The organism is Bradyrhizobium sp. PSBB068 (assembly GCA_016839165.1).
GTDB lineage: Bacteria > Pseudomonadota > Alphaproteobacteria > Rhizobiales > Xanthobacteraceae > Bradyrhizobium.
In genome coordinates, this window is sequence record CP069300.1 from 5,411,893 (window position 1) to 5,427,468 (window position 15,576).

General features: G+C 63.2%; 11 protein-coding genes. 7 read left to right on the top strand and 4 right to left on the bottom strand.

What is annotated here, in order from left to right; translation table 11 throughout:
* Nucleotides 1-166: 166 nt before the first annotated feature.
* The 5 genes from JQ507_25365 to JQ507_25385 all read left to right on the top strand — a co-directional run bounded on the left by JQ507_25365 (nucleotide 167) and on the right by JQ507_25385 (nucleotide 7,287).
* Nucleotides 167-838, top strand: coding sequence for a hypothetical protein (locus JQ507_25365; GenBank protein ID QRI68235.1), 672 nt, complete (start codon nucleotides 167-169; stop codon nucleotides 836-838).
* 241 nt (nucleotides 839-1,079) lie between these two features.
* Nucleotides 1,080-2,879, top strand: coding sequence for an FAD-dependent oxidoreductase (locus tag JQ507_25370; GenBank protein ID QRI68236.1), 1,800 nt, complete (start codon nucleotides 1,080-1,082; stop codon nucleotides 2,877-2,879).
* Entirely contained in the window at nucleotides 2,849-4,696 is a 1,848-nt protein-coding gene (locus JQ507_25375; protein ID QRI68237.1) for a 2-oxoacid:acceptor oxidoreductase subunit alpha, read from the top strand. Before JQ507_25370 ends, JQ507_25375 begins: the two co-directional genes overlap by 31 nt.
* On the top strand, nucleotides 4,693-5,748 hold the full coding sequence (locus JQ507_25380; GenBank protein ID QRI68238.1) for a 2-oxoacid:ferredoxin oxidoreductase subunit beta: 1,056 nt from the start codon (nucleotides 4,693-4,695) through the stop codon (nucleotides 5,746-5,748). Before JQ507_25375 ends, JQ507_25380 begins: the two co-directional genes overlap by 4 nt.
* Nucleotides 5,749-5,994: 246 nt before the next feature.
* Entirely contained in the window at nucleotides 5,995-7,287 is a 1,293-nt protein-coding gene (locus JQ507_25385; protein QRI68239.1) for an IS4 family transposase, read from the top strand.
* 131 nt (nucleotides 7,288-7,418) lie between these two features.
* Here the strand turns inward: JQ507_25385 and JQ507_25390 are convergent, their stop codons facing one another.
* From JQ507_25390 to JQ507_25405, 4 genes are all read right to left on the bottom strand, one after another.
* Nucleotides 7,419-8,609 carry an ABC transporter substrate-binding protein gene (locus tag JQ507_25390; GenBank protein QRI68240.1) on the bottom strand — a complete coding sequence of 397 codons (1,191 nt, stop codon included), beginning with the start codon at nucleotides 8,607-8,609 and terminating at the stop codon, nucleotides 7,419-7,421.
* A 253-nt stretch (nucleotides 8,610-8,862) separates the two neighbouring features.
* The gene (locus tag JQ507_25395) at nucleotides 8,863-10,407 is read right to left on the bottom strand and encodes a SpoVR family protein (protein ID QRI68241.1); all 1,545 of its coding nucleotides are present in this window, start codon (nucleotides 10,405-10,407) and stop codon (nucleotides 8,863-8,865) included.
* Between the two features lie 3 nt (nucleotides 10,408-10,410).
* Nucleotides 10,411-11,682: a YeaH/YhbH family protein gene (locus JQ507_25400; protein QRI68242.1), complete on the bottom strand. Its 1,272-nt coding sequence runs from the start codon at nucleotides 11,680-11,682 to the stop codon at nucleotides 10,411-10,413.
* 150 nt (nucleotides 11,683-11,832) lie between these two features.
* Entirely contained in the window at nucleotides 11,833-13,776 is a 1,944-nt protein-coding gene (locus tag JQ507_25405) for a PrkA family serine protein kinase (GenBank protein ID QRI68243.1), read from the bottom strand.
* Nucleotides 13,777-14,297: 521 nt separating this feature from the next.
* Here JQ507_25405 and JQ507_25410 point away from each other — a divergent pair.
* Together JQ507_25410 and JQ507_25415 are read left to right on the top strand one after the other, a co-directional pair.
* Nucleotides 14,298-14,915 (top strand): hypothetical protein, encoded by a 618-nt coding sequence (locus tag JQ507_25410; GenBank protein ID QRI68244.1) that lies wholly within the window; start codon nucleotides 14,298-14,300, stop codon nucleotides 14,913-14,915.
* Nucleotides 14,916-14,953: 38 nt separating this feature from the next.
* The gene (locus JQ507_25415; protein ID QRI68245.1) at nucleotides 14,954-15,400 is read left to right on the top strand and encodes a DsrE family protein; all 447 of its coding nucleotides are present in this window, start codon (nucleotides 14,954-14,956) and stop codon (nucleotides 15,398-15,400) included.
* Nucleotides 15,401-15,576: the final 176 nt, after the last annotated feature.

The window sequence follows — 15,576 nt, forward strand, 5'->3', positions numbered from 1 at the left end:
GGCGTAACGGATGGAAAGGCTACTTCCGTGAATGCGCGCTGAACAGGATTGCGGCAATTGTGGCAATCCTTGGTCTGAGCCGCCCGCGGCGCCCGGATCCGGCTTCCCCGGCCGGCGCCGGTCGGCGATATTGTGCAGATAAAACAAGGCAAAAAAGGAGCACCCGATGCCAATCGCCGGACAAGGCATGCTGCTGACCTCGATGGATATCGACAGCTTACACGAAGCTGAATTCAACCGCTGGTACGACCGCGAGCATCTCGAAGAACGTGTCGCGATCGAGGGATTCGAGGAGGCCCGCCGCTACGTCGCCCATGACGGCAAGCCGAAATATCTCAGCCTCTACTCCACCACCACCTTCGAGGTGCTTGAGAGCCCGGCCTACCGCAAGGCGCTCGCCAACCAGACCGACTGGTCGAAGACCAACATCGCGCGCTTCCAGAACATGATCCGCGGGGTGGCGCGCATCACCATCAGCCGCGGCGTCGGCCGAGGCGCCGCGCTCGGCATCATCCGCCTCCGCCCGCCGGCCGAAGGAGCGGACCGGCTCCGCGCTGCATTGCGGGAGCAACTCGATCCCGCCGCGCGTGATGGCATCATCTCGATGCATCTCCTGGAGAACGATCCCGTGCTGTCGAAGCCGCTGACGCCGGACGCTGGCAAAGCCGATCCCGGCGCCGGTGACTGGTTCGTCTTGATCGACGCCACCGACGTCGGCGCAGTCCCTGCGGCCGCGGCCGTCATCACGGGCAACGCAGCCTTGAAACCGATGGTGGTCACCAGCGGCGTCTATCGATTGCTGTGGGATATCGTGAAGAGCGATCTTCCGCGCGGCTAGCAACGCAGATTGGCGGTGCGCACATGCTGCACCGCCACATAACGCAATCGAGATTAACGCTACACGCGCATCAGCCGCGCGAAAGCAGATGATCGGACAATTTAGCCTTTGCCTTCTCTGGAACGGCTCTAATAAGATAAACCTATGATCCAATTCAAAAACCGGAACAACGCCACGTGAGCGTTCGTCGTCAACGATAAGGCCGCGCGGTCAGGCATTTTTGCGCGGGTCAAAGGTAGGAATGAAACCGACTGATATCTCGGCGCCGGATTACTTTCATAAAGTAGTCGATTGCCAATGGGCCTGTCCCGCACACACCCCCGTTCCCGAGTACATCCGGTTGATTGCTGAGGGGCGTTACAGCGACGCCTACATGATCAATTGGAAGTCCAACGTGTTCCCCGGGATTCTCGGGCGCACCTGTGACCGTCCATGCGAGCCGGCGTGCCGCCGCGGCCGGGTCGAGGACAATCCGGTCGCGATCTGCCGCCTGAAGCGCGTCGCCGCCGACTTCAAGGACGACATCAAGCATCGGCTGCCGAAGCCGGGGCCGAAGAACGGCAAGCGCATCGCGCTGGTCGGCGGCGGCCCTGCTTCGCTTGCCGTGGCGCGCGATCTCGCGCCGCTCGGCTATCACTGCACCGTGTTCGACGGCGATCCCAAGGCCGGCGGCATGATGCGCAGCCAGATTCCGAAATTCCGCCTGCCCGACAGCGTGATCGACGAGGAGACCGACTACGTCCTCAACCTCGGCGTCGAGTTCAAGGGCGGCCAGCGCGTCGACAGCCTGAAGCAACTGCTCTCCGAGAACTACGACGCGATCTTCGTCGGAAGCGGCGCGCCGCGCGGCCGCGAGCTCGACATTCCCGGCCGCAAGGAAGCCGGCGCCAACATCCATATCGGCATCGAGTGGCTCGCCAACGTCTCGTTCGGCCATGTCGAAAAGATCGGCCGCCGCGTCATCGTGCTCGGCGGCGGCAACACCGCGATGGATTGCTGCCGCACCGCGCGCCGGCTCGGCGGCGAGGCCGTCAAGGTGGTCGTCCGCTCCGGCTTCGAGGAGATGAAGGCCTCGCCGTGGGAGAAGGAAGACGCCATCCACGAGGACATCCCGATCCTCAACTACATGGTGCCGGTGGCATTCAAGCATGTCGCCGGCAAGCTGATCGGCGTCACCTTCCAGAAGGTCCGGGCCGAATACGACGACAAGGGCCGGCGCAATCTGGTGCCCTCGGGCGAGCCGGACGAGACCATCCCCTGCGACGATGTGCTCGTTGCGGTCGGCCAAGAGAACGCGTTCCCCTGGATCGAAGCCGATTGCGGCATCGAATTCGACAAGTGGCACATGCCGAAGGTCGACCCCAAGACGTTCGTCTCGACCAATCCGAAGGTGTTCTTCGGCGGCGACGCGGCGTTCGGGCCGAAGAACATCATCTGGGCGGTGGCGCACGGCCATGACGCCGCGCTGTCGATCCACAAGATGCTGTCCGGCGAGGACATCAACGAGCGTCCGCTGCCCGAGGTGCACGTCTCCTCGCAGAAGATGGGCATCCACGAGTGGAGCTACGACAACGACATCTCCGCCGACAAGCGCTTCAAGGTGCCGCATCGCGACAAGGTGGTGGCGCTGAAGGACATCCGCGCCGAAGTCGAGCTCGGTTACGACCTCAAGCTCGCGCTCGGCGAGGCGCAGCGCTGCCTGAATTGCGACGTGCAGACGGTATTCTCCGCGCCGCTCTGCATCGAATGCGACGCCTGCGTCGACATCTGCCCGATGGACTGCATCAGCTTCACCGAGAACGGCGAAGAGGATGATTTGCGGCAACGGCTGAAGGCCCCTTCGCCGCATCACGACCAGGCGCTGTACGTTTCCGGTGACCTGAAGACCGGCCGCGTGATGGTGAAGGACGAAGACGTCTGCCTGCATTGCGGACTGTGTGCCGAGCGCTGCCCGACCGGCGCCTGGGACATGCAGAAGTACCTCATCGATATGGCTCAAGCGGGATCAACATGTCAGTCCAAAGCCCGATCAGCAGCGTAAACGACTTCGTCGTCCGCTTCGCCAACGTCAACGGTTCGGGCTCGGCTTCCGCGAACGAACTGTTCGCGCGTTCGATCCTGCGTCACGGCGTGCCGGTCTCGCCACGCAACATCTTCCCGTCCAACATCCAAGGCCTGCCGACCTGGTATGAGGTGCGCGTCACCGAGGACGGCCATCTCGGTGCCCGCGGCGGCGTCGACATGATGGTGGCGATGAATCCGCAGACCTGGGACAAGGACGTCGCCTCGATCGAGCCCGGCGGCTATCTGTTCTACGATTCGACCAAGCCGATGCCGTCGTCGAAATTCCGCGAGGACATCACGGTCATCGGCGTGCCGCTGACCGCGATCACCAACTCGACCTACACCGATCCTCGGCAGCGCCAGCTGTTCAAGAACATCATCTATCTCGGCGCGCTCTGCGCCCTGCTCGACCTCGATCCCAAGGTGGTCGAGCAGCTGATCGGCGAGCAGTACAAGGGCAAGGAGAAGCTGCTCTCCTCCAACGTCCATGCGCTGCATCTCGGCCGCGACTGGGCGCTGCAGAACCTGAAATGCCCGCTCGGGCTGCGGGTGAAGAAATCCGACAAGGTCGGCGACCGCATCTTCATCGAAGGCAACAGCGCCGCCGCGCTCGGCGCCGTCTATGGCGGCGCCACCGTGTGCGCCTGGTATCCGATCACGCCGTCATCGTCGGTGGCGGAAGCCTTCACCAGCCACTGCAAGAAGTATCGCCACGATCCCGAGACCGGCAAGGCGAAATACGCCATCGTGCAGGGCGAGGACGAGCTCGCCTCGATCGGCATCGTGATCGGCGCCTCCTGGAACGGGGCGCGGGCCTTCACCGCGACCTCGGGTCCGGGCATCTCGCTGATGACCGAATTCATCGGCCTGTCCTATTTCGCCGAGATCCCGGCCGTGATCATGAACATCCAGCGCGCCGGCCCCTCGACCGGCATGCCGACCCGCACCCAGCAATGCGACGTGATCGCCTGCGCCTATGCCTCGCACGGCGACACCAAGCACGTGCTGCTGTTCCCGGAAGATCCGGCCGAGGCGTTCGAATTCGCCGCCGCCGCATTCGACCTCGCCGAGCGGCTGCAGACCACGATCTTCCTGATGCTCGATCTCGACATCGGCATGAATCACCGGCTGTGCCGCCCGCTGAAGTGGGACGATGCGAAGCAATATGACCGCGGCAAGGTGATGACCGCGGAGATGCTCGAGGAAGGCCGCGACTTCGGCCGCTATCTCGACGTCGACGGCGACGGCATCCCCTATCGCACCTATCCCGGCACCCATCCGACCAAGGGCTCCTATTTCACCCGCGGCACCTCGCGCGACCGCTATGCGCGCTATTCCGAGGAAGGCGCCGTCTACGCCGACAACATGCAGCGCCTGGTGCGCAAGTTCGAGACCGCGCAGGACATGGTGCCGCGGCCGCTGCAGGCCAACGCGGCCAAGCCGACCAAATACGGCGTGCTGTATTTCGGCTCGACCTCGCCGGCGATGGACGAGGCGATCGGGATACTGGAGGCGCGCGGCCATCAGCTCGACCGCATGCGCATCCGCGCCTTCCCGTTCCACTCCAGCGTCGCGAGCTTCATCGCCGACCACGACTTCGTCTATGTGGTCGAGCAGAACCGCGACGCGCAGCTGCGTCAGCTGATCGTCAACGAGAACGGCATCGACCCCGTCAGGCTGGTGCCGATCCTGCACTATGACGGCACGCCGATCACCGCACGCTTCATCGCCAACGCGATCGGCGACCACCAGGACCACCTCAAGGTGACCCCTCTCCGCAAGGCCGTGACATGACCTACATTGCAAAGCCGAAGTTTCATCACCCCGGCCTGAAGAAGAACGAGCTGGGCTATACCCATCGCGACTACGAGGGCAAGATCTCGACGCTGTGCGCCGGCTGCGGCCACGATTCGATCACCGCCTCGATCATCGAGGCCTGCTACGAGCTCTCGATCGAGCCGCACCGGGTGGCGAAGATTTCCGGCATCGGCTGCTCGTCGAAGACCCCGGACTATTTCCTCGGCAATTCGCACGGCTTCAACTCGGTGCACGGCCGCATGCCGTCGGTGCTAACCGGCGCCAACCTCGCCAACCGCGACCTGATCTATCTCGGCGTCTCCGGCGACGGCGACAGCGCATCGATCGGCTTCGGCCAGTTCGCGCATTCGATCCGGCGCGCGGTCAACATGACCTATATCGTCGAGAACAACGGAGTGTATGGCCTGACCAAGGGCCAGTTCTCGGCGACCGCCGACCGCGGCTCGAAGTCCAAGAAGGGCGTCACCAACACCGACAATGCGATCGACCTGGTTGCGATCGCATTGCAGCTCGGGGCCACCTTCGTGGCGCGCAGCTTCTCGGGCGACAAGACGCAATTGGTGCCGCTGATCGCGGCCGCGATCCGCCACAAGGGCGCGTCCTTCATCGACGTGATCAGCCCCTGCATCGCCTTCAACAATCACGCCGGCTCGACCAAGAGCTTCGACTATGTCCGCGAGCACAATGATGCGGTGAACCGGCTCGACGTGCTGGTCGGCCGCGAGCCGATCAGCGTCGATTACGCGCCCGGCACCGTGCAGGTGGTCGAGCAGCATGACGGTTCGCGCCTCGCGCTGCGCAAACTCGACGCCGACTACGATCCGCATGATCGGCTCGGCGCGATGACCTTCCTGCAGAAGCATGCGGCCAAGGGCCAGATCGTCACCGGCCTGCTCTACGTCGATCCGGACGCCGAGGATCTGCACACCCATCTCGACACCGTCGAGACGCCGCTCAACGCAATGGATGAGCAGGCGCTGTGCCCCGGCTCGGCCGTGCTGGACAAGATCAACGCCAGCCTACGGTAAGCGCTCATTCTCGCCGTCATAATGAGGCGGCAAGGATGTACAACAAACTCCGTGTCGTCCCTGCGAACGCACTAGGGCATGCACACATCTAGTTGGGTGGGGATTCCCGAATCGGTATTTCGTGTGATTCATATTGCGGCACTTCGGCTTTGGCGGAGGTGTCGACATGCTGGCGCAAATTGACTGGTCATTAGGTCGGTTCGGGGATCTCCGCCTCGATAAAGGGGGGCGGCGCTCGTCGAATGCATGGTCGCGGGCAAGGATGTCTGCCTGCGACGGCTGGCAGGAGGCATGCGTGCCCGGGAGGTGCGCTTCAACCGCTTTCTCGGCAATGCCAAGGTGACGACGACGCGGATAATCGAAAGCTGGAGCGATGGTACGGTAATGGCGGCCGAAGGCCGCCATGTGCTGGCGATCCAGGATACCAGCGAGATCAATTTTGCCACCAAGGCACAAAACCGGCGTGGCTTGGGCGAGATCGGTCATGGCAACACCCGCGGGGTGTTGCTGCACCCGATGCTGGCCGCAGACGCGGAAAGCGGCTGCTGCCTTGGCCTGTTGCACGGCGAGATCTGGACCCGCCAGGGCCGCCGCACCGTCTCGCACGACAATCGCGATCTGAAGGACAAAGAATCGCAACGCTGGATCGCGACCGCTCTGGCAGCCAAGCCGCTGTTGGCGAAGGCTGCGATGGTGACCATGCTGGGCGACCGCGAGAGCGACATCTTCGCGCTCTACGCCTGCGCCGCAGAACACCAGTTCCACGTCATTGCCCGGAGCATGCATGATCGCAAGCTGGCGGATGGCTGTGGCCTGTATGCGGCCAGCGAGGCCATGACCAGCATCGAACAACGGACCATCGTATTGCCTGCGCGAGCACAACGGCCTGAGCGGGCTGCGCTTCTCGATCTGCGCTTCGGCGCCGTCGAACTGGCCCGACCGCAAACCAAGTTCCTGCGCCATCTGCCGAAAAGCCTACCCTTGATCCTGGTCGATGTGCGCGAGATCGAGCCGCAGGCCGGGATCGAGCCGCTGCACTGGCGGCTGCTCACCACGCATCCGGTGACGAATGCAGAAGAGGCCTGGCGCATTATCGAATGGTACAAGCGGCGGTGGCTGATCGAGCAGTTCTTCCGCATCTTGAAGACACAAGGCCTCAAGCTCGAAGACAGTCAGATCGGGACCGCCGAGCGGCTTCTCAAGCTGGTCGCGATCGCGGCCAAGGCGGCAGTCATCTCCCTTCAGCTTGTGCAGGCGCGCGATGGTCGCGACAACCAGTCTGTCCGAATTGCCTTCAATGCTGGGGAAGTCGCTACACTTGCCGCCCTCAATCGCAACCTCGAAGCCCAAAGCAAGCGGCTGAGAAACCCGCACCCGCCTGACAGCCTCGCTTGGGCCGCCTGGATTATCGGCCGGCTCGGCGGCTGGGACGGCTATCCATCGTCCAAACCGCCGGGCCCCATCACTATGAAACACGGCCTGCAATACTTCCACGCCGCAGCCGCTGGATGGTCCCTCAGAGATCTGTGCATGCCCTAGTGCGAACGCAGGGACCCATAACCACCGATGCAGATCGTCGAGCTACGCTGGAACGACGAGTCCCATTCATAACAACAGCCGCGGCGTATGGGTCCCTGCTTTCGCAGGGACGACGGCGGAGCTATTGACGGCTACTTGTCGCTCAGCACATCGCCGAACAGCGCCCAGGACTTGCCGTCGAACCGCGCCATCTGGATCTGGCGGATCGGCGTCACGTTGTCGGACTCGGTCTGCACCTTGATGCCCGGCAGCAGCATCGGCAATTCGAGCGGCTTCAGATTGGTCGCCTGTTTGATGATGTTGTCGCGGCTGTAGTCGCCGTTGCAGTTCTTCAGCACCGCCGTCATGACCTGCGCGACCGTGTAGCCCTGCACATTGAACAGATCGCCCGGGCTCGCATTGGGCTGATACTTCTTCATCCAGGCCGAGAACTCCTGCTGCCCGGCGTCGTCGGCCCAGCGCGGATCGGTCGGGTCCTTCAGGTAGAGCCCGGTCACGACACCGATGACGTTCTCGAGCCCGGCCGGCTCGAGCACCGCGGAGACCGAGTTGGAGACTGTCGGCAGGATGGTCAGCGGCTTCCAGCCCATGCTCGCCGCCTTGCGCAGCGCTTGCGCGGCGAATTTCGGCGTCGCCTCGGCGAAGAACACATCCGCGCCGGACTCGCGCATCGTCACCATCTGGGAATCGATGGTCGGATCGGTGGTGAGGTATGTGGTCTCGGCGACGATCTGGCCGACGTGCTCGCCGAGCCCGTCCTTGAAGCCCCTGAGATAGTCTTTACCGGCGTCTTCGTTCGGCGTGATGACGGCGATCTTGGCGTCCGGCTTGGTCTTCAGGATGTACTTTGCATAGAGCCGGCCTTCGAGCTCGTAGGTCGGATTGAAGCCGACCGTCCACGGGAACTGCTTCGGATCGTTCCAGCGCGTCGCGCCCGACGACACGAACAGCTGGGGGACCTTCTTGATGTTGAGATACTTCTGCACCGAGATGTTCGGCGCGGTGCCGACCGCGCTGAAGATCGCGAGCACCTCGTCCTGCTCGACCAGCTTGCGGGTCTGCTCGACCGTCTTCGACGGCGAATAGCCGTCGTCGAGGCTCTCGAACTCGATCTTGCGGCCGTTGATGCCGCCCTGATCGTTGAGCATCTGGAAGTAGGCGGCCTCGGCGCGCGCGATGGTGCCGTAGGCCGACGCAGGGCCGCTATAGGGCGCGGTATTTCCAATCTTGATCGCGGAATCGGCCGCAATGGATGACGAGATCGACGCAGCCATGAGCGCGGTGACGGCGAGAAGACCCGCCAGGCGGGAGCGAGTTGACAAGAGCGTATCCTTTTCTTGGTTTTCTTGACGCGGCGCACCTTATCAATCGCGCCCGCGCAGGCAATCACCAAGACGGCAGCGAAATTTCCGCAAGCCGGCAATCACGCTCGCGCGCGGAACGTGATGCGCTTCAAATCCGAAAATGTTGCCGGGATGTTCATGATGTGGGCCTTCGATAGAAATGAAGGTCCACCGAGCGAGACGTGCATTCCACGCCGCGGTCAGCTCGCTTGTCGCTGCATGAGCGCCATGCTCAAGCCGCGACCGCCGCTGCGCGCGGGCTGACGACGTATTCCTTCAGCACCTTGTCGGCACCGTCGACTTCGGTCAGCGCGACGTCGTAGGACCACAGATCAGCGAGATGCTGCAGCACGCGGCGCGTGTCGGTCTCGTTGAGCTGCGCGCCCTTCACGGTGGTGTGACGCAGCATCAGGCGACGATCGCCGTCGAGGTCGACATCGACGACCTCGATATTGGCGTCGACGAAGCCGACGTCGTATTGCCGCGCCAGTTCGCGCCGCACCCGGCGGTAGCCACGCTCGTCATGAATCGCATCGACCTTGATCCCCTGGCTTTCGGCGGGGTCGTCGTGCAGATGGAACATGCGGAAGCGCCGGATCAGCGCCGGGCTGAGGAACTGGTTGATGAAACTCTCGTCGCGGTAGTTGCTCCAGATCTCGCGCAGCACGCCTTCGACGTCGCCCTTGCCGGCAATGTCGGGGAACCAGTCGCGATCCTCGTCCTCCGGATTCTTCACGATCCGCTCGATGTCCTGCATCATGGCGAAACCGAGCGCGTAAGGGTTGAAGCCGGAATAGCGGCGGTCGTCGAACTCGGGCTGGAACACTACGTTGGTGTGCGACTGCAGGAATTCGAGGAAATTTCCGTCGGTGATCCGGCCCTGCTGATGCAGCCGGCTCATGATGCGGTAATGGACGTAGGTCGCGGTGCCCTCGTTCATCACCTTGGTCTGGCCCTGCGGGTAGAAATACTGCGCGATATGACGCACGATGCGAATGAGCTCGCGCTGCCAGGGCGCAAGCCGCGGCGCGGTCTTCTCCAGGAAATAGAGGATGTTCTCCTGCGGCAGACCGAGCAGCGCGCGGCGGCGCTCGGCAGTCAGCGCAGCCTTGCTCTTGGCCTTGGTGTTCGGCACCGTCCGCCACAGATCGTTGAACACGGCCTCTTCGTGCTGGCGGCGCTCGCCGGCACGCTTCTCCTCGGCGCGCAGGTCGAGCGTCTTCTTGCCGGGATAGCGGTCGACGCCATGCGACATCAGCGCATGCGCGGCATCCAGCGTCCGCTCCACCGTCTCGCGGCCGTGGCGGTCCTCGCAGGCGGCGATGTAGCCCTTGGCGAATTCGAGATAGTCGAGGATGCCGTCGGCGTCGGTCCACTGCTTGAACAGATAGTTGTTCTTGAAGAAGTGATTGTGCCCGAACGCCGCATGCGCGATCACCAGCGTCTGCATCGTCGCGGTGTTCTCCTCCATCAGATAGGAGATGCACGGCGAGGAATTGATCACGATCTCATAGGCGAGGCCCATCAGGCCCTTGCGATAGGACGCTTCCTGGAATGCGAACTGCTTGCCGAACGACCAGTGCTTGTAGAACAGCGGCATGCCGACCGAGGAATAGGCGTCGAGCATCTGCTCGGCGGTGATCACCTCGATCTGGTTGGGATAGACGTCGAGCCCGAGCTCCTTGCGCGCGACCTCCTCGCAGGCGTCGTGAATCCGCTGCAGCGTCTGGAAATCCCAGTCGGCGCCCTCGAACAGCCGTTCGCCGGAAGATCCCATCAACTATACCCTTTCCTGGCTGGTGGTACGGCGCTTGAACAGGTCCTGGAACACCGGGAAGATCTCGCCGCGTTCGCTCACCTTGCGCATCGACAACGGCGCGCCGTCGTTGCGAAGACGCTCATAGAGCGTCCAGAGCGAGGAGTCCGGCATGTCGAAGGTGTAGTTGGCGGCCTCGCCGACCTCGAGATAGGCGAAGAACTGGCACACCGGCAGGATCTTGTCGGTCAAGAGATGCCCGGTCAGCCCGCTGTCGGAGGTCATGTTGTCGCCGTCCGAAGCCTGGGCCGCGTAGATGTTCCAGTCGGCGGGGCGGAAGCGGGTGCGCACGATGTCGTTCATCGCAACCAGCGCGCTCGACACCAGCGTGCCGCCGGACGCCGGTCCATGGAAGAACGTATCCTCGTCCACCTCCTCGGCGCGGTCGGTGTGCCGGACGAACACGATCTCGACGTGCTTGTAGCGCCGCTTCAGGAAGACGTAGAGCAGCATGTAGAACCGCTTCGCGAGATCCTTCATGTGCTCGGACATCGAGCCCGAGACGTCCATCAGGCAGAACATCACGGCCTGCGCCACCGGCTTCGGCACCGTCTCGAAGCGCCGGTAGCGAATGTCGATCGGATCGATGAACGGGATCCGCTTGGCCTTGGCCTTCAGCGCTTCGAGCAGCGCAAGCAGCTCGCGGCGGCGCGTATCGTCTTCGCACGCGGCAAGCTCGGCCTCGAGCGCCTCGATCTCGTCCTTGCGCGGCCGGCGCAGCGCCACGCGGCGCGCCAGCGCCCGGCTCACCGTGCGACTGATCGAGATGTTGGCGGGCGAGCCCGAGGTCGCATAGCCGGCGCGCTGGATGCCCTCGCTCTCGGTTTCCGCGAGCTTGCGCTTGGCGAGATCGGGCAGCTCGAGATCGTCGAGGAAGAGGTCGACGAACTCCTCGCGGCTCAGCACGAAGCGGAAGGCGTCTTCGCTGTCGCCCTCGCCGGCGCCGGAGCCCTTGGCGCCGCTCTGGTTCGGGCGCTGCAGCCAGTCGCCCTCGACGAACTTCTTGTTGCCGGGCAGCACCATGTCACGCGTGCCGCCCTCGCGCCGGAACCGCGGCTCGTCCATGCCGTCCAGCGGGATGGTCACCTCGCCGCCCTCCAGGACATCCTTGATGTCCCGGTCCTGTGACGACTTCTTGACGGCTCCCTGCACCAGCGCCTTGGCGCGCCGCAGGAACCGCTGACGGTTCTCCAGGCTCTTGCTACCCGGATTCAACCGCCGATCGACGATGTGCATGACCACTTTGCATCTGCCTCGCGCCGGATGCGATCATCACAGTCGCATCGCATTCTTATTGGACGGAACCGGACGAGACGGAAAGCCGCTGCCGGCTTTCCGGATCGTACACTGGATTCTTGCTCGAGCATGATCTCTTCGGATCATGCTCTAGCCGGCCTGCTTCACCCGCATGTACCACTCGACGAGCCGGCGGACCTGGCGCTCGGTATAACCGCGCTCCACCATCCGCTCGACGAACTCGCCGTGCTTCTTCTCGGTCTCGCCGTCCTTCTTGGAGCCGAACGAGATCACCGGAAGCAGATCCTCGACCTGCGAGAATATCCGCTTCTCGATCACGTCGCGAACCTTTTCGTAGGAGGTCCAGCTCGGGTTCTTGCCGCCATTGTGCGCCCGCGAACGCAGCGAGAACTTGACGACCTCGTTGCGGAAGTCCTTCGGGTTGGCGATGCCGGCCGGCTTCTCGATCTTGGTCAGCTCCTGATTCAGAAGCTCGCGGTTCATCAGCTGGCCGGTGTCGGGATCCTTGAAGTCCTGATCCTCGATCCAGGCGTCGGCGTAGTCGACGTAGCGGTCGAACAGGTTCTGGCCGTAGTCGGCATAGGATTCCAGATAGGCCTTCTGGATCTCGTTGCCGATGAACTCGGCATAGCGCGGCGCAAGGTCGGCCTTGATGAATTCGAGATAGCGCTTCTCGGTCTCGTCAGGCAGCTGCTCGCGGCGGATCGCCATCTCCAGCACATACATCAGGTGCACCGCGTCGGCGCCGACCTCCGTGGTGTCGTGGTTGAAGGTCGAGGCCAGCACCTTGAAGGCGAAGCGGGTGGAGACGCCGTCCATGCCCTCGTCGACGCCGGCGGCGTCCTTGTACTCCTGCACGCTGCGCGCCTTCGGATCGGACTCCTTCAGGCTCTCGCCGTCATACACCCGCATCTTGCCGAACAGCGTCGAGTTCTCGTGCTTGCGCAGCCGCGACATCACCGAGAAGCGGGCCAGCGTTTCCAGCGTCGCCGGCGCGCAGGGCGCTGCGGCGAGCTCGGAGCCCTGGATCAGCTTCTCGTAGATCTTCTGCTCCTCGGTGACCCGCAGGCAGTACGGGACCTTGATGACGCAGATGCGGTCGATGAAGGCCTCGTTGTTCTTGTTGGTCTTGAAGCTCTGCCACTCGGCTTCGTTGGAGTGCGCGAGGATGATGCCGGTGAACGGGATCGCACCGATGTTTTCGGTGCCGATGTAGTTGCCCTCCTGCGTCGCGGTCAGCAGCGGGTGCAGCATCTTGATCGGCGCCTTGAACATTTCGACGAACTCGAGCACGCCCTGGTTGGCGCGGTTAAGGCCGCCGGAATAGCTGTAGGCGTCCGGATCGTTCTGGGCGTAGGTCTCGAGCTTGCGGATGTCGACCTTGCCGACCAGCGAGGAGATGTCCTGGTTGTTCTCGTCGCCGGGCTCGGTCTTGGCGACCGCGATCTGGCGCAGCCGCGAGGGCTGGATGCGCGCGACGCGGAACTGCGAGATGTCGCCGCCGAAGGCCTCGAGCCGCTTGTAGGCCCAGGGTGACATCAGCCCGCTCAGCCGGCGGCGCGGAATGCCGTACTTCTCCTCGATCATCGGACCGAGCTGCTCGGGGTCGAACAGCCCGAGCGGGCTCTCGAACACCGGCGACAATTCGTCACCCGCCTTCAGCACGTAGATCGGATGGATTTCCATCAGCGCCTTGATGCGCTCGGCGAGCGAGGACTTGCCGCCGCCGACCGGTCCGAGCAGATAGAGGATCTGCTTGCGCTCTTCGAGGCCCTGCGCGGCGTGGCGGAAGAAGCCGACGAGGCGCTCGATCGTGTCCTCCATGCCGTAGAAGCCGGCGAAGGCCGGATACGACCGGATCGTACGGTTCAAAAAGATACGGCCAAGGCGTGGGTCCTTGGCCGTGTCGATCATCTGGGGCTCACCGATTGCCGCTAATAACCGCTCGGCCGCATTGGCGTATCGCATCGGATCACTTCGACACGACTCCAGATACTCGGCCATCGACATGTCGGTCTGGCTTCGCGCTTCAAACGACCTTGCGAAGGCGTTGAACAAAGAATCGTTGTACATGATCCCTATCTCCACGATATGTATCGCCGCACGACTGACACGAGTCGTAACCAGAGCGTCCTAGGATCGAATCAGCGTCGGCACGCTGGGTCCATTGGACACTCGACCGACTCACTTCGGCAATGCACGGCGCATGCAGCCTCTGCCTTATCAACAGGCAGGAAGCTTAATGGTTCATCAATATCCCCTGTTGGTGGCCTGTTTTTGGCGGTTGTAGCCCCTTCGCCACATCCGTGGTTTACCGGGGCTAGAGCCTCCAACAGCGCCTCCGAAGCGGACATCCGAGCGGGGCAACTTCCCCGTCCGAAGATGAACGTTGGGCTTCCCTGAAGAGGTGTGATTGTCCAGCCTTGGCGTCAAGATGGGCACTTCACGGGGCCGCATAAACAAAGGTTTATGTGCCGTTGAACGTGCCTCCTTGTCGCCGCGACTAAGGCAACGAGCCCGCGCAGTTCCGCGCGGCACCATTGCCGCGCTGTAAAGATGACACCTTGGAGGCGCGGGCTATTCCCGAGGCGGCCATGAAGCAGACGCTCCTCGTTGTCGCACTTGCCGTCGCAGCCGGTGCCGGCGCCACGTCGGCCGTCCAGGCGCAGGAAGAGGTCGACAAGGCCACCGCAGCCGCCTTCGACAACAGAATGTTTGCAGGCCCGCTAGGGGCGAAAGCCTATGCCTGCTTTGTGCGTCGCTACGATGCAAATCATCTGGCGCAGCATCCGAAGCAGAAGGTCAGCGCCATGAAGCTGCTGGTCTCGGCGGAAGACGCACCGGAGGACAAGACCACCAACTACTCGTTCCGCCTCGGCGTCGCCTACCGCCACCGCTCGGGCAATTTCGACTCCAGCGGCTATTGCCACCACGCGCTCGCGACCGAATCCGGACACGAAATCCGCTTCGAATGCAGCGTCGATTGTGAAGGCGGCGGCATCAGCGTGGCGCTGTCGAAGGACGATAAATCCGCGATCGCGCGCCTCGCCAGCATCAGGATGTGGAATCGCAACAAGCCCGACGATGACGCGAGCGAAGAGCTGCTCGCCGGCGCCGACGACAGGATCTTTCGGATCGATCGCGCGGACTTGCGCGAATGCGCCGAACTTGTGACTGACCGCAAGGAACTCGCTGCGCTCCGCCACAAGTGATAGGATTGCTCGTCAACAACAATTGCGCGAGGGACGCCATGCACCGACGCAGCATCCTGTGGGGCACGCTCTCGGCAATCGGCGCCGCTTTCGCCGCGTCACGCGCCAACGCCACGGCCGAAGCGCCGCAGCAGAAGCTGAAGGTGGCCTATCACCTCGACGACCTCGACAAGGTCGGTTTCGTGATCGGCAACATCCAGAACCATCTCGACGGCGTCGGCGGCCCCGGCAATGTCACGATCGCGCTGGTGGTGCACGGCCAGGCGCTGAAGGCGTTTCATTCGGCAGCGGCCAATCCCGACCTGTCAAAGCATGTCGGGCAGTTCACCAGGGACGGGATCGAGCTTGCCGCCTGCGGCAACACCATGAAATCGCAGAACATCGGCCTGAAGGACCTGCTGCCCGGCTTCGTCGCCGCCGAGCGCGGCGGCGTCGTTCGGCTCGCCGAGCTGCAATCCCAGGGTTACCTCTACCTGCGGCCCTGACCTGAGGCGTGCGCCGCAACGCGTCATAAAAATGTGCCGAGATCAGGGTCTGCTCGGGACCGCGTCCGAGGGGATCGAACTGTTGTGAATGGCGTTATCCCTTGGGAATGCTGATATTCCGCCCGGGCCCCACCTGATGTTGACAATCCTCCGCTGTCCCCGAAAGCTGCCCGGGA